The following is a 17,597-nucleotide window of genomic DNA, read 5'->3' on the forward strand; positions in this document are numbered from 1 at the left end:
TCACACCGGCAGCAGCGCCTTGCTCGTGGTGCCCGGAACCTGCCGGGCCTGTGCCATCACCGCCTTCTGGACCTTCTCGAAGGCACGCACCTCCAACTGGCGCACACGCTCGCGCGAGACGTGGAAGTGCTGGCTCAGCTCTTCCAGGGTCAGCGGCTCGTCGCGCAGGCGGCGGGCCACCAGGATCTGCCGCTCGCGGTCGTCGAGAACGCCCAGCCCCAGCTTGAGGAACTGCTGGCGGCGCTTGCGCTCCTGCGCGCCGGCCAGGATCGCTTCCTGGTCGGGACCCTCGTCGGCCAGAAGGTCCAGCCATTCGCTGTCGCCATCCTCGGCCAGGGTGGCGTTCAGCGAGCGGTCGGTGCCCAGCCGGCGGTTCATCTCGACGACGTCGGCCTGGGAGACGTCCAGCGTCGTCGCGATGCTCTCCACCGCTTCCGGAGACAGGTCGCCGCCGAAAGTGCCGTTCTCGGCGTCCTGCAGCTGGGCCTTCAGGCGGCGCAGGCTGAAGAACAGCTTCTTCTGGGCAGCCGTGGTGCCGATCTTCACCAGCGACCAGTTGTGCAGCACGTATTCCTGGATCGCCGCCCGGATCCACCAGGAGGCGTAGGTGGCGAAACGGAACCCCTTGTCGGGGTCGAACTTCTGCGCCGCCTGCATGACGCCGACGTTGCCCTCGGCGATCAGGTCGGACAGCGGCAGACCGTAACCCTGATAGCCGCGGGCCATTTTGAAGACGAGCCGGAGGTGGCTGCCGATCAGCTTGTCGAGGGCGCGGCGGTCCTGCCGCTCCCGCCAGCGGATGGCGAAGTCGCGTTCCTGCTCGGGGGTGAGATAGTCGTACTTGCGGGTTTCTTTTAGAAAGAGGGTGAGGGGTTCGCCAGAAACTGCCAGTTCCGTCAAAGAGCTTCTCCTGATTCCGGCATCCTCGGGAAACACCCTGCAATGGACCGATGCCCCCCGGCCCGGCTGGCCGGCGGGGCCATCGGAGCGGGGTGGGATCGGCTGTGGCCCAGGGCCGGCCGTGAATGTGTGGATGTCGGCAAGAGCTTAGAAATAAGAGGTCGCAGCCGCGGTTCAAGGGGTGGGGGGAAAGAAAGTATCCGCAGCCGGAAAATGGGAACTCCCCGGAATGGGCCGCGTTTGGGATCGGGGCGGGCCGGCTGGAATCGGCCCGGCGACCGCCAATGGAGGGCCGCGGCCATGGACCTCGATCCGCTGCTTCTGTCACGAATCCAGTTCGCTTTCGTGATTTCTTTTCACATTCTTTTTCCCTCTTTTACGGTCGGACTGGCCTGCTGGATCGCGGTTCTGGAAGCGCGGTGGCTGATCACCGGCAAGGCGCTGTACCGCAGCCTGTCGGAATTCTGGACACGCATCTTCGCCATCTCCTTCGGCATGGGCGTGGTGTCGGGAATCGTGATGACCTACCAGTTCGGCACGAACTGGAGCCGCTGGTCCGACATCGTCGGCAACGTGCTGGGGCCGCTGATCCAGTACGAGGTGGTGACCGCCTTCTTCCTGGAGGCCGCTTTCCTCGGAATCCTGCTGTTCGGGCGGGACCGCGTGCCGCGGGGAATCCATTTTCTGGCGGCGGTGCTGGTGGCGACGGGTACGGTGCTGTCCTCCTTCTGGATTCTGTCGGCGAACAGCTGGATGCACACCCCGGCGGGGGCGGAGCTGCGCGACGGGCGGTTCTTCGTCACCGACTGGTGGGCGGTGGTCTTCAACCCCTCCTTCCCCTACCGGCTCGCCCACATGCTGACGGCGATGTTCCTGACCACCGGATTCGTGGTGGCGGGAATCAGCGCCTTCTACCTGCTGCGCAACCGATTCCTGGAGCACGCGCGGGTCGGCCTCAGCATGTCGCTGGCGCTCATCACCGTCCTGGCGCCCTTGCAGATCTTCCTCGGCGACCTGCACGGGCTGAACACGCTGGAGCACCAACCGGCCAAGATCGCCGCCATGGAAGGCCATTGGGAGGGTGGGGCGCGGGCGCCGCTGATCCTGTTCGCCATCCCCGACAACGAGGCGGAGACCAACCACGCGGAGATCGCCATTCCCGCCCTGTCCAGCCTGATCCTGACCCACGAGTGGGACGGCGTGGTTCCCGGCCTGAAGAACTTCCCGGTGGCGGATCGGCCCAACCCGGAGATCCTGTTCTGGACCTTCCGCATCATGGTGGGGATCGGCATGGTCATGCTGACGGTGGCGCTGATCCATCTGGTGCAGCGGATGCGCGGGAGGCTCTACAGCCCGAACTGGTTCCACAAGGTTCTGGTCGGCTGCATGCCGCTGGGCTTCATCGCCATCCTGGCCGGCTGGTTCACCACCGAGATCGGGCGCCAGCCCTGGGCGGTCTACGGGATGATCCGCACGGCCGACGCGGTGACCCCGGCCCTGACCGGCGGGGCGGTGCTGACCTCGCTGATTGTCTTCATGGTGGTCTACGCGATCATCTACGGGGCCGGGACCTATTACCTGTTCCGGTTGCTGACCATCGGTCCGGCGCGGCTGAACGACGAGGATCTGGAGCTCCCGGCGGTGGCGCAGGGCCACCAGCCGAAGCGGCCCCTGTCGGTGCCCGGCGAATCCATCGAACCCGCGGAGTGACGTCCATGGAAGGCAGCCTGCTGACCCTCGCCTGGGTCGCCATCGTCGGTTTCGCCGTCTTCATGTATGTGCTGATGGACGGCTTCGACCTCGGCATCGGCATTCTCTACCCCTTCGCCCCCAGCGAGGAGGCGCGGGATGTCATGATGAACTCGGTGGCGCCGGTCTGGGACTTCAACGAGACGTGGCTGATCCTTGGCGGGGCGGGGCTGTTCGCGGCCTTTCCCATCGCCTATGCCGTCGTTCTGCCGGCCATGTATCTGCCGCTCCTGCTGATGCTGATCGCGCTGATCTTCCGCGGCGTCGCCTTCGAATTCCGCTTCAAGGCGCGGAGCAGCCGCCATTTGTGGAACAAGGCCTTCTTCCTGGGCTCGCTGCTCGCCACCTTCGCGCAGGGGGTGGTTCTCGGCTCCTTCATCCAGGGGATCGAGGTGGAGGGGCGGAACTTTGCCGGGACCATGCTGGACTGGCTGACCCCCTTCAGCCTGTTCTGCGGCGTGGCCCTGATCGCCGGCTACGCGCTGCTGGGGAGCACTTGGCTGATCTGGCGGACGATCGGGATTCTGCAGGACTGGTGCTTCCGCGTGGCGCGGCGGCTCCTCATCGTGGTGCTGGTTCTGGTCGCGGCGGTCAGCCTGTGGACGCCCTTCCTCGACGCCTCCATCGCCGCGCGCTGGTTCTCGGTTCCCAACATCCTGCTGCTGTCCCCGGTACCGCTGATGGTCGGCTTCCTCGCCTTCGGCCTGTGGCGGGCGCTGGACGAGGGGCGGGAGGTGCTGCCATTCGCCTTCGCCATGGGGCTGTTCGCCCTGTCCTATCTGGGGCTGGCGATCAGCCTCTGGCCGGTCCTGATCCCGCCGGGCATCACCGTTTGGCAGGCGGCTGCCCCGCCGGAGACGCAGGTCTTCCTGCTGATCGGCATGGCCTTCCTGATCCCGACGATCCTGATCTACACCGCCTACAGCTATTGGGTTTTCCGCGGCAAGGTGACGGGCGCGATCGGTTATCATTGACGGCGGCGATCATTGAGCCGGGGCCTGCCCCTGGCGTACAAGAGCCGACCCCCATCGACGGAGAGCGTGCCATGAGCCCAGACACCACCCCGGACATCAGCTTCGCCGAGGTGATGCTGCGCAAGGGCGCGGAGCTGTTGCAGGACACGATTCCGGAGGATGCGTCGGAGGAGGCGGTGAACATCATGGCGCGCCGTCTGGCCATCGCCGCGACGATGGACGCGCCGCTGGTCGTCCACGCCGAGGGTGGCGGCCGGCCGGAGATGTTCGAGGAGGCCATGCGGCTGGCCGAGGTCTCCGCCGGGGAGCGCGCCGCCGCCCTTGCCGAAGCCCGGCAGACGGAGCGTGCCGTGGTGTTCGAGTTCGACGGCACCGGCCCGCTGACCGGCAACCGCGTGGTCGCCGCCGTGATTCGCCCGGAGGACCGGCCCGACCTTCTGGAGGCCTACCTCGCCATCGGGCGCCTGCGCGACGGCACCGCCCAGGTGACCGTCGCCCCGGCGACCCTGCGCCTCGACACCCGCGCGCTGGCGGAGACGCTGGCGCTGATCGGCCCGGCGGCACAGCACAGCGTCAACGCCGCCAACGCCGCCATGGCCCACGCGGCGAACATCACCGCTTTGCCGGGGCATGAGCTGGACAGCCTGCCGGGCGCCCTGGTCGCGCTCTACTGGCACGCCTTCTGTCTGTCCTCGGCCCGCACGCGGCTGCGCCCCACCGGGCCGAACGCGCCGACCCTGCATTGAGCGCCGGGAGCCAGCGCATGAGGGTGCTGTTCCGCGCCGACGCCGGGGCGTCCATCGGGGCCGGCCATGTCATGCGCTGCCTCGCCGTGGCGGAGGCCGTGCAGGAGATGGGCGGCGATGCGCTGTTCGCCGCGGCGAGCCTGCCGCCGGCTTTGGAGGATCGTCTTCGGGCGGCCGGAATCGCAGTTCGCCGGATCGCCGCGGACGCCGGCAGCGCCGCCGACCTCGCCGCGACCGGCGCCATCGCGGCGGAATCCGGCGCTGCCGCCGTCGTGCTGGATGGCTACGGGTTCGGGGAAGACTGGCGGGCCGGACTGGCCGGGGCGGGGCTGCCCATCCTGGCCTTCGACGATGCCGGATCGGGGGAGCCCATCCACGCCGGACTGATCGTCAACGCCGCTCCGGACGCCGCGTCGCTGCCCTACCGTAAGGGCAACCCGGACGCCCAACTGCTGCTCGGCCCCGCCCACACGCCGTTGCGGCGGGAGGTGCGGGAGGCCGCGGCGGCGCCCAAGCCGCCGGTGGAGGAACGTCGCGGCCTGCTGGTGACCTTCGGCGGCTCCGATCCGCTGGGGCTGACGGCTCCGGTGATCGAACGCCTCGCGCCCCGCCTGCCATCCGGCGTCTGGCTGGATGTGGCAATCGGCGGGGCGGTGCGCGACGCGGGGGCGGTGGAGGCTGTGACAGCGCGTTTCAAAGACAGCGTGCGGCTGCACCACGACACGCCGCGCATGGGGCAACTGATGGCGCAGGCCGGGCTGGCCGTCTCGGCGGCGGGCACTACGACCGGCGAACTGGCGGCCATCGGCACGCCCGCCGTCCTCGTCACCATCGCCGACAACCAACTGGAAGCCGCCCGCCAGTCGGAGGCGTTGGGCTGGTGCGCTCTGGTGCCCGGACAGACCGAAGGCGCGGCGGAGCGGATCGCTGACGCGGCGCTGGAGCTTTGGGCCGATCCGGTGCGGCGGCGGACCATGGCGGGCAAACTGGCGGGGATCGTCGATGGCCAAGGCGCCTTGCGCATTGCGCGGGCATTGGCGGAGGCCGTCACCCGGCGGTGAAGCCGCCGTCCACCGGCAGAACGGTTCCGGTCACCCAGCGCCCGCTGTCGGCCAGCAGATAGGCCACCGCGTCGGCCACGTCCTGCGGCGTGCCGTAGCCCAGCGGGTGGGCGGCGGCCAGGGCGGCGTTCTGCTCCGCCGGCAGCATGGCGAACTGCTTCTCCGCCTTGGCGCCCAGCACCACCGCCGGGGCAACCACATTGACGCGGATGCGCTTGTCGGCCAGTTCCAGCGCCAGCGATTGCGCCACCGAGACCAGCGCCGCCTTGCTCGCGGCGTAGAGCGAGCGGCCCTTCTGGCCCTTCAGCCCGGCGACCGACCCGACATAGACGATCGACCCGCCGCCCGGTGCGAAGACGCCCTTCTGGTGGAAGCCGCGCGCCAGCATCAGCGACGCCCCGACGTTCAGCGTGAAATAGCGGTCGAACTGCGCCCGGTTGACCTGCCGCAGCACCGAGTAGCCCTGCTCCGAGGCGGAATGGACCAGTCCGGCGAAGGGACCGCCCGCCTCCGCCAGCCCCTTCATCCAGCCGGGGATGGCGTCGAGGTCGGTCAGGTCGAAGGGGGCGACGCTGTGCCGCTCCGGCCCGTCCAGCAGGGCGCGGGTGGCCTCCAGCGCGTCGGCGCGGCGACCGACCAGAGTGAGGGCGGCGCCCAGCCCAGTCAGCGCCCGGCAGATCTCGCGTCCGATGTCGCTGTCGGCGGAGGCACCGGTCACCAGCAGGCGCCGTCCCGTGAGGTCGAGCGGGTTGCGCATGGCCGGGCGGCTCAGGGGGTCAGCAGAGGGAAGTCGTCGGGGATCTCCTGCACCGCCGGGGCGGGGATCGGCCCGACGTCGGCGACCACGGCGCCCCAGGACCAGCCGACGCCGAAACCGGCCAGCAGCATCTTGCGTGTGCCGGTGGACAGCGCTTCGCCCAGCCGGTGGCTGACCGCCAGCGGGATGGAGGCGGAGCTGGTGTTGCCAAAATCGTGCATGTCGACGAGGAATTTTTCCGGCGGGAACTTGGTCTTCTTGCGCAGATGCTCCAGCATGAAGGCGTTGGCCTGGTGCATCACGCAGAGGTCGATGTCCTCCACCCCCACGCCGGCGAACTCCAGCGCCTCGCGGATCAGCGGCGGCACGGCGCGCAGCGTGAAGGCGAAGACCTCCGCCCCGTTCAGCGACAGGCGCGAGTCGGTGAACATCTGTTCCTGCTTGTCCGCCGGCCAGGGCTCGCGTCCGGGCACCAGCGAGTTGCGGCGCCCGCCGGCCTTGACCCAGATGTTCTTGGCGCCGCCGCCGTCGGTGCCGACGACGACGTGGATCGGCGCGGCCCCCTGGCTGACCTCCAGAGCCACGGCCCCGCCCGCGTCGCCGAACAGCGGCAGGGTGGAGCGGTCGCCCGGCACGAGGTGGCGCGAGCTGGTGTCGCCGCACAGCACGATGGCCCGCCGGCCCGTCGATCCGCCGAGCAGCCGCCCGGCCATCCACAGCCCATAGACGAGGCCGGAGCAACCCAGATTGACGTCGAAGCAGGCCGCCCCCGTCGCCAGCCCCAGCCGCTTCTGCATGACGCAGGAGGTCGCCGGAACGTTGTAGTCGGGGTCCTGCGACACGAAGACCAGAACGTCGACGCTGGCCGGGTCCCAGCCGAGCTGGGCGAGCAGCCCTTCCGCCGCCGCCACGCACATGTCCGACGCGCAGATGTGCGGCGGGGCGATGCGCCGCTCGTACACGCCGGTGGTGGCGAACAGCTTTTCCGCCTCCTCCGCCGTGAAGAGGGAATGGTCCTCCAGGAAGGAATGGCGGTGCGGCGGCACGGCGGCCCGGAATCCCGCGATGCGCACGCCCTCGATGATGGCCTTCACCGGCTGCTCCCTCCCTCCACCGCCCCTTCGTCCATCCTGGACTTGGGCGAATTCGGAGACTATTAACCGAAAGAACGCTAGGGTCGAATGATTAACGAACCGATAAATGGGATCAGCCATGGATGACCGGGTTCAGCAAAGCCAGCTTTCGTTCCCGCCCGACATGGTGATCCCGCCCCAGCGTTACTCCGGCGAGGCCAATCACGCCGAAGAGGCGGCGCGAGTCTTCCGCCGCTGCTGGATGTTCGTTGGATTTACGGACGACCTGCGCAACGACAACGACTTCATCACCGCGGACATCGCCGGCACCTCGGTTTTGGTCCAGAACTTCGACGGCGAGCTGCGGGCCTACCACAATGTCTGCACGCACCGCTATTCGCTGATCCACCTGCGACCCTGCGGCAACGGCAAGCCGGTCTGTCCCTATCACGGCTGGGTCTTCAACCGCGACGGCGTTCCGGTCGGCATCCCCGGAAACCGCGAGCATTTCGGTCTGGACGACGCGGCGAAGAAGCGCCTCGCCCTGCGGCGTTTCGAGGTGGCGGTGCGGGGCCGCTTCGTCTTCGTGCGGCTGGAGCCGGCCGGACCGGGGCTGGACGAGCAGTTGGGGGCCTATGGCACCGTTCTCGACCATTTGTCGGACCTGTTCACCGACCGCATCGACGAGGGCGTTCTGCCCTGGAACGCCAATTGGAAGGCGGCGCTGGAAAGCGCCCTGGAAGTCTACCACGTCGATGCCACCCACCCGGAGACCTTCAAGGGTTATGTCAAGAAGGTGTGGATCTGCTCCTATGAGGGCGAGCATTCGCGGGGCGTCAGCCAGCTGTCCGACGGCTCGGCGCGCTGGTGGGATGGCGTGGCCCAGAAGATGGGGCTGCCGCGCAGCGACCGGCTGGAGAGCTACGACCACTATCTGATCTTCCCCAACCTCGCCATCGGCGTCTCCCACGGCGCGCTGATGAGCGTCCAGACCTACGACCCCATCGGGCCGGACCGCTGCGACCTGCATTTCCGCCTGTTCCTGGGCGAGACCGCCAAGCCGCAGACCAAGGGCGGGGCCGCGCGCAAGGCGGTGGAGGCCAACGTCTCCGGCTTCAACCGCACCATCCTGGGCGAGGACCAGCGCGTGGCCGAAGCCACCCACAAGGGGCTGAAGCAGGTCGAGGCCCCGGCTGTCCTCGGTTCCTGCGAAGAGCGCATCGCCGCCTTCCACCGGGCGTGGCTCGCCCGCATGGCGGCCGAATGAGTCCGCTCGTCGATCTCACGGGACGGCACGTCCTGGTCACCGGCGCCTCCGCCGGGATCGGGCGGGCGACAGCTCTGCTGGCTGCGACCCTCGGCGCGCGGGTCACGCTCAACGGGCGCGACGCCGGGCGGCTGGACGAGACGCTGGCGCTTCTGCCGGGGGAGGGGCACCGGACGGCCGCCTTCGACCTGTCGGACAGCGACGCTATCCCCGGCTGGGTCAAGGCGCAGGCGGAGGCCGGCGGCCCCATCGCCGGGCTGGCCCATTGCGCCGGGGTGCAGGTCGGCAAGCCGGTGCGCGGCGTCGATCGCGCCTTCTTCGACGGCATCCTGCACGCCAACCTGCTGAGCGCGCTGGCGCTGGCCCGCGGCCTGCGGCAGAAGGGCTGCCACGCCGAGCCGGCGGCGCTGGTCCTGGTGTCCTCGGTGGCGGCGGAGATCGGGCAACCGGGCAACGTGGTCTATTCGGCGGCCAAGGGCGGGCTGGTCTCGGCCACCCGCGGGCTGGCCATGGAGTTCCTGCGCGACGGCATCCGCGTCAACTGCGTCGCCCCGGCGATGGTCGAGACGGAGATGATGGAGCGCTTCCGCCGCACCACCACGGCGGAGCAGTTCGAGGCGATCCGCGCCGCCCATCCCATGGGCTTCGGCAAGCCGGAGGACGTGGCCTCGGCCATCGCCTTCCTGCTGTCGCCGGCCAGCGGCTGGATCAACGGGGTGATGCTGCCGGTGGACGGCGGCTATCTGGCGACATGACGCCGCACGCGTTCGAAGGGTAAGGGTCCATGTTCCGCTTCCGACGACCGACGACCGACGATGCCGAGATGCTGCTGCGCTGGCGCACCGAGCCGTCGATCACCCGCTTCATGTTCACCGATCTGGAGAATCCGGACGTCGGGCGGCAGCGCGCCTGGCTGGCCGCGATGGACGCCCGCCCGGACTTCCGGCATTTCATCATCGAGCATGAGGGCCGCCCGGTCGGCTATCTTTCCTACTATGACATCGACCGGGTGCATCTGCGCTGCTCCTCCGGCTCGTACATCGTGGAGGAGACGGACCGGCGGAAGCTCGCCGGCTTCCTGCACTGCTTCATCATGGACTATTGCTTCTACGGATTGGGGATGAACAAGCTCTTCAACTATTTCATGGAGGGCAACGACACGGTCATCCGCATCCAGAGGGTTGTGAAGGCGCGCGAGGTCGGGGTGCTGCGTCAGCATGTCCAGAAATATGGCCGTTTCCACGACGTCCATGTGTTCGAGACGCTGCGCAGCGATTGGGAGGGACACCCCCATATCTTTTCGCGCGAAACCACGCTGGCCGCCTTCGCGGAATAGGCCATGCGGCGGAGGGCCTACGTTGGGCGGTCGGCCGGGAAAGTTTGCCGTCACCCCCACCGAATGTTTGACCAATCCACCGCCGACGCGGTATGCGGCGGGTGTGGGGGCGGCGCCGCGGCGTCGGGAGCATGAGGGGAAGCACGGTGCGGCCTGAGGAAGCCTTGACGGACATCGACGTCACGCTGCTCGCCGGTGGTCTCGGCTCGCGCATGCGGGGCGTCTCGGGCGACACGCCCAAGGTGCTGGCGCCCATCGCGGGCCGCGCCTTTCTCGGACATCTGCTGGACCATCTGGCCGCCTACGGCGCGCGCCGGGTGGTGCTGTGCCTGGGCCATCTGGCCGACCGCGTGACGGCGTGGCTGGCCCAGGGCGACACCAACCGGTCGCTGGACGTCGTCTGCCAGATCGAGCCGAGCCAGATGGGCTCCGCCGCGGCGCTCGCCTACATCCGCAAGGACCTGAAGGCCGGCACCGTCCTGGTGATGAGCGGCGACACCTTTCTCGACGCCGACCTGCGCGCCTTCGTCGCCTCGCACCGCCTGTCGGGGGCGGAGGCGTCGGTGCTGTGCGTGGAGGTGGAGGACGCCGCCCGCTTCGGCCGGGTCGAGGTCGGGCCGGACAGCCGCGTCCGCCAATTCCTCGACAAGGCGCCGGGGCGCGGGGTCATCAACGCCGGGGTCTATCTCTTCTCCGCCGCCTTCCTCGACCGCATCGCGGCCTCCGGGGCCAGTTCGCTGACCCGCGACGTGCTGCACAAGATGCCGCCGGGCACGCTGCACGGCCACATCGCCAAGGCGCGCTTCATCGACATGGGTACGCCGGAAAGTCTGGCGGTCGCCGCCAGCGTGATCGGCGGCCGCGAAACCTGAGCGGAGCGGGCGCTGTGGCGACGCTGGACGAGGCGCTGGCCATCGCGCTCGACCTTCACACCGCCGGGCGGGTGGAAGAGGCGGAAGCCCTCTACGGGCGTATCCTCGACGCCGTTCCGGACGAGCCCAACGCCCTTCACCTCTACGGCCTTCTCTGCGCCCAGGGCGGCCGGCTGGAGCAGGCGGCCGACCTGCTGGGCCGGGCGGTGGCGCTGCGCCCCGGCCTTCCCGAAGTCCGCGCCAACCTCGCCATGCTGCATCAGGCCCGCGGCAACCCCGCCGCAGCGGCCGAGGAGTACCGCGCCGCCCTGCGCCTTTGCCCCGATTCGGCGGCGCTCGCCTTTCCGTTGGCCGGAGCGGCGAGGCAAGCGGGGCAGGGCGGGCTCGCCATGGCGGCCTATCGCCGCACGACCCTCCTCCAGCCCGACCTCGCCGAGCCGCTGGTCCAGGCCGGAATCCTGCTGCGCTACGAGGGACGGACGGGTGAGGCGATGACGGCCCTGCGCCGCGCCGTCCGGCTGCGTTCCGACCATGGGGAAGCGTGGCACCATCTCGGGGTGGCGCTTCAGCGCGTCCAGGACCCGGCGGCGCCGGCGGCGCTGACGCACGCAGCGGCGTTGTTGCCGGAGGACGCGACGGTCCGGCTCAATCTCGGCCGCGCCCATTACGAGGCGGGACGTTGGGACGACGCCGCCACGGCTCTGCGCGGTGCGCTGGCGCTCGACCCGGCGAACGATGGCGCGCTGGAGCTTCTCGCCGCCGCCCGGCTCAGAACGGGCGGGGAGGAGGAGAGCATGGCGGCGCTGTGCCGCCTGCTGCGGCTGCGTCCGGACGCGGCGAACGGCTGGCACGCGCTGTCCCTGTCCGAACCCGGTTCTCTGGCGTCGCTTCACCGGGCGTTGGCCCTTCAGCCGGATCACCGCGGTGCGCTGAGCGGTCTGGCGAACCGGTTGCGCGACCGGCGGGAGATCGCCGCCTCGCTGCGCCTGCACGACCGGGCCGTCCGCCTCCAGCCGGCCAGTGCCGAGGCGCGCTGGAACCGCTCCTTGGCCCGGCTGCTCGCCGGCGACTTGTCGGGCGGCTGGGAGGATTACGAGGCGCGCTGGGGCGTGGCCGATTTCCCGACGAAGCCGCGCGGCCTGCCGCAGCCACGGTGGAGCGGCGAGGACATCGCCGGACAAACCATCCTGCTGCACGAGGAGCAGGGGCGCGGCGACGCCATCCAATTCGTCCGCTACGCCCCCCTGGTGGCCGCCCGCGGCGCCCGCGTGCTGCTGGAGGTCGGCGCCGATCTGGTGCCGCTGTTCCGCGGCCTGCCGGGGGTGGAGGCGATCTTGGCGCGCGGCGAGGCTTTGCCGGCCTTCGACTGGCAGTGCCCGCTGCTCAGCCTGCCGCGGGCCTTCGCCACGCGGCTGGAGACCATTCCCGCCGCCGTCCCCTACCTGACCGCCGACCCGGGGCGCGCCGCGGCGTGGCGGGAGCGGCTGGTTGGCGGTCAAGTAGGCGACGGCCTCAAGGTCGGGCTGGTCTGGGCCGGAAATCCCCAATTCGCCGGTGACCGGGAGCGGTCGCCGGGCTTGGCGGCGCTGGTCCCGCTGCTGGCGGTGCCGGGCTGCCGCTTCTTCGGCCTGCAACTCGGCCCGGGCCATGACGAGCTGGCGCGACGGGCGATGCCGCCCTCCTTCACCGATCTGGCGCCGGAGATTCGGGATTTCGCCGACACCGCGGCGATCATGGCGTCGCTGGACCTCGTGGTGTCCTCCTGCACCGCGCCGGCCCATCTGGCGGGAGCGCTGGGCGTTCCGCTGTGGGTGCTGCTGTCCCATGCGCCGGACTGGCGCTGGCTGCTCGACCGCGCCGACAGCCCGTGGTACCCGACCGCCCGCCTGTACCGCCAACCCCGCCCCGGCGACTGGACCGGAGTGACGGAGGAGATCGCGGCGGCGCTGGCGGAGCGCGCGGCAAGCCTTCTCTAACCCTCTCCCCTCCGGGGCTCGGGGGCGCACGCGATGCGGGACGCGGTGAAAGCCACGCTGCGTTTCGCCCCATCATTCGGCATCCACCGCCACCACCCGGTTTTCCCACCGCCGTCCCGCTGCTATCATCGCGAAACCATGGAAAGGCGATGCCCATCATGCTTGCGCTGCGGCCCAACTGCGAATGCTGCGACCGGGATTTGCCCCCGGAATCCCGCGATGCCTACATCTGCTCCTTCGAATGCACCTTCTGCGGCGACTGCCGGGATGGGGTGTTGAAGGGGCATTGTCCGAATTGCGGCGGCGAACTGGTGCGGCGGCCCGTTCGCCCGGCGGCGAAGTTGGTCAACAACCCGGCCTCCACACAGCGGGTGCTCAAGGCCGGTGGCTGCCCGTCCGCCTTCTGAAGGCCGCTTTCTGAACCAAGCTCACCCCAGGTGTCGGCCGAGGAACAGCAGCGCCCCTCGCTGGGTCGCCGCGGTGAAACCGGCGCGCTGATAGAAGGAAACGTTCCGCGCGAACACCCCGGTCACCAAATGCAGGCCGGGAAGGCGCGCGGCGCGGCAGTCCTCCGCGAAGCGGTCCACCAGCGCCCGCCCGACGCCGCGATCGCGGAAGCCGGGCCGGACGTTGACATGCAGATGGGCGGGGAAGGCGGCGAAGCGGTCGGCGAAGACCTCGTATTTCGGGATGATGCGGGCGAGGTCCACCGCTCCGGCGCTGTCCTTGCAGCCGGTCAGATAGCCGATGACGGCGCCGTCATCGGTCAAGGCGAACCACACGTCGTTCGGTGCCCGCTCCACATACCAGCCCGTCCAGGTGCGGAAAAAGGCCGCGCGTTCCTCCGCCGAGGCGAAGCCCTTGCGCAGCGTGGACAGGAAGAAGATCTCCTCCAGCGCGGCGAGGGCAGACCCGCGGTCGGGCAGGGCGGACAGACGAACCAGCATCGACGACCTGGACTCAGCGGCGTTGGGCCAGCGTGAAGGATGTGGTGCGCGGCGCCAGCATCGTGTAGCGGCCCTTGGCCTTCATCACGCCGGCGCCCTCCGCGGCCTCCGCGCCATGACCCCAGAACAGGTCGCCGCGCACCGGCCCCTTGATGGCGCCGCCGGTGTCCTGCGCGACGACGAGGCGCTTGATCTCCCCCAGCGGCACCGGCGCCTCGCGTACGTCCAGCCACAGCGGCACGCCCAACGGGATATGGCCGGGGTCCACGGCGAGGCTGCGGCCCGCCGTCAGCTCCATGTTGCGCGCGCCGCGCGCGCCGACGTCGGGGCGGAGCTGGAAGAAGACGTAGGACGGGTTCATGTTCATAACCCGCCGGGCCTCGCCGGGATGCTCGGTCAGCCAGCGGCGGATCAGCGGCATGGTCACCTGCTCCGGCGTGGCGTAGCCGATGTCGATCAGGTGCCGGCCGATGGGGACGTAGCGATGGCCGTTCTGCCCGCCATAGCCCAGAGCCACAACCGACCCGTCGGTCATCCGCACCCGGCCCGACCCCTGGATCTCCAGGAAGAAGGCGTCGATGGGGTCGTCCACCCACAGGATCTCCAGCCCCTTGCCCTTCAGCGCGCCGTCGGTGATGCGGGCGCGGCTGGGCAGGCCGCGCTTGGTCCGCTTCGGCGCCTTGTAGAGGGGGACGTTGTAGCGCTCAGTCCGGGTCCAGCTTCCGCGCAGTTCGACCTCGTAATAGCCGGTGAACAGGCCTTCCTGGCCCTCGGACAGGGCGACGGGCGTGAAGTGATCCTCGAAGAAGCGGCGGGCGGTTTCGGGCTCGGCGTTGGGCAGACCGCGCAGCGCCTCGCAGATCGGGCGCCAGTCCGACGTGGTGCCGGCGGCGGGGTTGGGGCCGAGCGGCTTGCCGGCGGGCTGCGCCGCCACCCAGCGGCAGGTGCGCTGAAGGGCCGGCAGGGCCTGCGCGTGGTCGTCGTCGATCCAGCCCGGCAGGCCGCGGAAATCCGCTGAGACCTTCTCCATCCCCGGCCGCCAGGACGCCGTGGTGACGCCGCCGCCCGGTCCGGCCCCGGTCGCCGCGTCGCCGGCACAGCCCGCCAGCAGGCCGAACGCAAGAAGGGTGGAGACGCGCGCCACCGCACGCGCCATGACACTGCCGACCGCAGCCGCCATCGCGGACCCCGCACCAAGATTCAAGGAAGACGATAAAGACGAGGGATGGCTGGACTTGCCGCGGCCAAGATGGCTCAAACAAGAACAACTACCCCTTTTTTGCCTCATTCACCGGATTGCGGTCAATCGCTCTTCGCGCGGATGGTTTCGATCGGGCCGTCTTGTCACAGGGCACGCGCCTGGGGCGGCGACTCGAAAGGCTGCCGCGCGTGCGCGGGGGATGACAACCACCCCCCGCTCGGGTTATCGAGCAGGGAATCTATCCGAGGACCATCCCATGACCCCCGCCGCCCGCCTTCAGGCGGTCATCGACCTGCTGACCGAGATCGACGAAACCCCGCGCCCCGCCGACGCGGTGATGAGCGCCTATTTCCGCGCCCGCCGCTACATCGGGTCGAAAGACCGCACCGCGGTGGCGCAGACGGCCTACGCGATCCTGCGGCGGCACGCCCGCCTGTGCTGGTGGCTGGAGCGTCAGGGCCATCCGCCGACCCCGCGCGCCCGCGCGCTCGCCAACGAGATCCTGGCCGACGGCAAGTCCGCCGCGACGGTGAAGGCGCTGTTCGGCTCCACCAAGTTTGCCCCGGCCCCGCTGGCGCCGGAGGAGGCGAAGCTCGCCAACGAGCTGGACACCCACACGCTGGAGCATCCGCAGATGCCGGAAAGCGTGGCCGTGGAGTGCCCGCCCTGGGCCGAGGAGGCGATGCGCGCCGCCATGGGCGACCGCTTCGCGGTGGAGATGCGGACGCTGCTGGACTCCGCGCCGCTCGACCTGCGCATCAACCCGGTGAAGGCCAACCGCGAGAGCGCGATCAAGGCGCTGGCCCGCGCCCACATCACCGCGGAGCCGACGCAGTGGTCGCCGCTGGGCCTGCGCGTCCAGGGCCGTCCGCCGCTGGGCACCGTGGACGCCTTCAAGGAGGGGCTGGTCGAGATCCAGGACGAGGGATCGCAGCTCGTGGCGATCGCGGTGGCGCCGAAGCCGGGGCAGCAGGTGGTGGATTTCTGCGCTGGTGCCGGCGGCAAGACGCTGGCCATCGCCGCGCTGATGAAGAACAAGGGCCGCGTCGTCGCTTGCGACGTGCTGGCCGGGCGCCTGAAGCGCGCCGCCGAGCGGTTCCGCCGCGCCGGTCTGCACAACATCGAGGCGCACCCGCTGTCCAGCGAGCGCGACCCCTGGGTGAAGCGGCACAAGCGCAAGTTCGACCGCGTGCTGGTCGACGCGCCGTGCAGCGGCACCGGCACCTGGCGCCGCAACCCCGACAGCCGCTGGCGCCAGCTCGGCCCCGGTCTGGCGGAGCTGGTGCCGCTCCAGGCGAACATCCTGGACAGCGCGGCCCGGCTGGTGAAGCCCGGCGGGCGGCTGATCTACGCCACCTGCTCGCTGCTGCCGGAGGAGAACGAGAAGCAGGTCGCCGCCTTCCTGGAGACCCACCCTGACTTCACCGTGCTGCCGGTCGCCGAGGTCTGGGCGGAGGAGGGCGCGGGCACCCCGCCGGCCGAGGGGCCGTACCTGCGCCTGACCCCGGCCCGCCACGACACCGACGGTTTCTTCGCCGCCGTGATGGTGCGCAAGGCGGACGAGGAAGCCGCGGTGGAGGTGGATCAGTTGGCCGAGGCTGATCCGGCACCTTCGGAGGGGTAACATCGGCGGGGGAGCCTTCCCCGGTGGGATGCGTCAGGCCGGCGGTGTGTCGCCGGTCTGCGCGTTTCCGGTTTGCGGCTTTCCCGCTCCGGCCTTCAGGGCTTCCAGCAGGCCGCTGGCAACCGTGTTCTGGCCTTCGCTGGCGTTTCCGGCAATCGCGCCCAGGACACCGGTTCCGCCTTTCGACGCGCCCGCCGCAAGCGCCGATTGGAGCATGGACAGCGCCGCCTGCGCGTTGCCAGGGTCGCTTGAAGCTGGCTTGCTGACGGTATCCGGCGGGGGGCTTTCGGCGGCCGGCTTGCTCGTGATGGCTGGTGATCCCGTGGCAATCTTGCTTTCCGCGGCTGGCGCCGGTGTCGGAGTGACGTCCGCGGCCTCCGAGGCAGCGGATTTGGACCCAATGCCAGGAATGTCAACGGCCTCCGCAAATTTCTGGAACGCGCTGCCGAAGACGTTCCGGTCGAAACCGAGTTCCTGAAGCTTCTGTTCGGCGGCCTCGCCGTCCGGCGCGTACAGATCCGCGAAGCCAGCGTCCGCCCCCATGGATGCCAGCGCGGATTTGAAGCCCTGCATGTTTTTCGTGAATCCACTGGCATCGCTGAGAATGGCCGTCTGATCGGTCGGCTTTCCATAGGCGCCACGGGTCGCCGCGATCTCGCCCTTGAACGCGTCCTGGACCGGCTTCAGGCGTTCGTTCATCTCGTCCATCGAGATTTCGCCGCGCTGCTGGGCTTCCTGAATCTCCTGGGTCTTGCGCCCGACCTCGGACAGCGCACCGGACATCCGGCTGCCATAGGCCTGCAGTTTCTGCCAGGCGGCCTCCGAGTCGGCGAGCCGCTGCTTGTCTTCCTCGTCACGGGGGCGTTCGGAGACGTAGCGGTTGAAGGTCGCCTTGGTCGCCAGCGATTTCAGCCCGGTCACGGCGTCTTCGGCGCTGATCTTGCCGGAGTTGACGAGTCCTTCCAGGATCGTGCCCCGAGGCGTGGTGTCTGAGGGGGCGTAGGTGCTGTTCGGCGAGTTGAAGCCGCCGGTCTACTCCACTGCAATCGGCAGCGGGTCAGCGGTGTGAGGGTGGCACAGCTCGGTCAGGCTTTCCATGGTCATGTAGCGCCGG

Annotated in this window: 17 protein-coding genes; 11 read left to right on the forward strand and 6 right to left on the reverse strand. The window is 69.7% G+C overall.

Features of this window, described 5'->3' with window-relative positions; translation table 11 throughout:
• Positions 1-900, reverse strand: a complete 900-nt coding sequence (gene rpoH / locus AC1DVI_RS18770) for an RNA polymerase sigma factor RpoH (protein ID WP_476959260.1) — start codon at positions 898-900, stop codon at positions 1-3.
• Between the two features lie 300 nt (positions 901-1,200).
• Between rpoH and AC1DVI_RS18775 the strand changes: the two genes are divergently transcribed.
• The 4 genes from AC1DVI_RS18775 (at position 1,201) to pseG (ending at position 5,430) form a co-directional block, all read left to right on the forward strand.
• Positions 1,201-2,610 (forward strand): cytochrome ubiquinol oxidase subunit I, encoded by a 1,410-nt coding sequence (locus tag AC1DVI_RS18775; protein WP_476959261.1) that lies wholly within the window; start codon positions 1,201-1,203, stop codon positions 2,608-2,610.
• 5 nt (positions 2,611-2,615) lie between these two features.
• A complete protein-coding gene (gene cydB / locus AC1DVI_RS18780; RefSeq protein WP_103041523.1) occupies positions 2,616-3,623 on the forward strand; it encodes a cytochrome d ubiquinol oxidase subunit II in 1,008 nt (335 codons plus the stop codon).
• Between the two features lie 71 nt (positions 3,624-3,694).
• Positions 3,695-4,369, forward strand: coding sequence for a hypothetical protein (locus AC1DVI_RS18785; protein ID WP_476959262.1), 675 nt, complete (start codon positions 3,695-3,697; stop codon positions 4,367-4,369).
• A 17-nt stretch (positions 4,370-4,386) separates the two neighbouring features.
• A complete protein-coding gene (gene pseG / locus AC1DVI_RS18790) occupies positions 4,387-5,430 on the forward strand; it encodes a UDP-2,4-diacetamido-2,4,6-trideoxy-beta-L-altropyranose hydrolase (RefSeq protein ID WP_476959263.1) in 1,044 nt (347 codons plus the stop codon).
• Here pseG and AC1DVI_RS18795 read toward each other — a convergent pair.
• Positions 5,417-6,187, reverse strand: a complete 771-nt coding sequence (locus AC1DVI_RS18795; RefSeq protein ID WP_476959264.1) for an SDR family NAD(P)-dependent oxidoreductase — start codon at positions 6,185-6,187, stop codon at positions 5,417-5,419. The genes pseG and AC1DVI_RS18795 overlap by 14 nt on opposite strands.
• Before the next feature lie 11 nt (positions 6,188-6,198).
• Positions 6,199-7,281, reverse strand: a complete 1,083-nt coding sequence (locus AC1DVI_RS18800) for a 3-oxoacyl-ACP synthase III family protein (protein ID WP_476959265.1) — start codon at positions 7,279-7,281, stop codon at positions 6,199-6,201.
• Between the two features lie 118 nt (positions 7,282-7,399).
• On the opposite strand from AC1DVI_RS18800, the gene AC1DVI_RS18805 reads away from it, so the two are divergent.
• The 6 genes from AC1DVI_RS18805 (at position 7,400) to AC1DVI_RS18830 (ending at position 13,118) form a co-directional block, all read left to right on the forward strand.
• Positions 7,400-8,527 carry an aromatic ring-hydroxylating oxygenase subunit alpha gene (locus AC1DVI_RS18805; RefSeq protein WP_476959266.1) on the forward strand — a complete coding sequence of 376 codons (1,128 nt, stop codon included), beginning with the start codon at positions 7,400-7,402 and terminating at the stop codon, positions 8,525-8,527.
• The gene (locus AC1DVI_RS18810; protein ID WP_476959267.1) at positions 8,524-9,282 is read left to right on the forward strand and encodes an SDR family NAD(P)-dependent oxidoreductase; all 759 of its coding nucleotides are present in this window, start codon (positions 8,524-8,526) and stop codon (positions 9,280-9,282) included. The genes AC1DVI_RS18805 and AC1DVI_RS18810 overlap by 4 nt, the downstream gene beginning before the upstream one ends.
• Before the next feature lie 29 nt (positions 9,283-9,311).
• On the forward strand, positions 9,312-9,863 hold the full coding sequence (locus AC1DVI_RS18815; protein WP_476959268.1) for a GNAT family N-acetyltransferase: 552 nt from the start codon (positions 9,312-9,314) through the stop codon (positions 9,861-9,863).
• A gap of 164 nt (positions 9,864-10,027) precedes the next feature.
• On the forward strand, positions 10,028-10,735 hold the full coding sequence (locus AC1DVI_RS18820) for a sugar phosphate nucleotidyltransferase (RefSeq protein WP_247874214.1): 708 nt from the start codon (positions 10,028-10,030) through the stop codon (positions 10,733-10,735).
• A gap of 14 nt (positions 10,736-10,749) precedes the next feature.
• Positions 10,750-12,711, forward strand: a complete 1,962-nt coding sequence (locus AC1DVI_RS18825) for a tetratricopeptide repeat protein (RefSeq protein WP_476959269.1) — start codon at positions 10,750-10,752, stop codon at positions 12,709-12,711.
• A 149-nt stretch (positions 12,712-12,860) separates the two neighbouring features.
• Positions 12,861-13,118: a DUF1272 domain-containing protein gene (locus tag AC1DVI_RS18830; protein WP_476959270.1), complete on the forward strand. Its 258-nt coding sequence runs from the start codon at positions 12,861-12,863 to the stop codon at positions 13,116-13,118.
• A gap of 21 nt (positions 13,119-13,139) precedes the next feature.
• On the opposite strand, the gene AC1DVI_RS18835 is transcribed toward AC1DVI_RS18830, so the two are convergent.
• Both AC1DVI_RS18835 and mltA read right to left on the reverse strand, forming a co-directional pair.
• Positions 13,140-13,658: an N-acetyltransferase family protein gene (locus AC1DVI_RS18835; protein ID WP_476959271.1), complete on the reverse strand. Its 519-nt coding sequence runs from the start codon at positions 13,656-13,658 to the stop codon at positions 13,140-13,142.
• Positions 13,659-13,671: 13 nt separating this feature from the next.
• A complete protein-coding gene (gene mltA / locus AC1DVI_RS18840) occupies positions 13,672-14,838 on the reverse strand; it encodes a murein transglycosylase A (RefSeq protein ID WP_476959272.1) in 1,167 nt (388 codons plus the stop codon).
• A gap of 277 nt (positions 14,839-15,115) precedes the next feature.
• On the opposite strand from mltA, the gene AC1DVI_RS18845 reads away from it, so the two are divergent.
• A complete protein-coding gene (locus tag AC1DVI_RS18845) occupies positions 15,116-16,483 on the forward strand; it encodes an RsmB/NOP family class I SAM-dependent RNA methyltransferase (RefSeq protein ID WP_476959273.1) in 1,368 nt (455 codons plus the stop codon).
• A 33-nt stretch (positions 16,484-16,516) separates the two neighbouring features.
• Here AC1DVI_RS18845 and AC1DVI_RS18850 read toward each other — a convergent pair whose 3' ends face one another.
• Complete coding sequence (locus AC1DVI_RS18850; protein ID WP_476959274.1) at positions 16,517-17,404, reverse strand: hypothetical protein; 888 nt, start codon at positions 17,402-17,404, stop codon at positions 16,517-16,519.
• Positions 17,405-17,597: the final 193 nt, after the last annotated feature.

The organism is Azospirillum sp. P4_B5 (assembly GCF_056402275.1).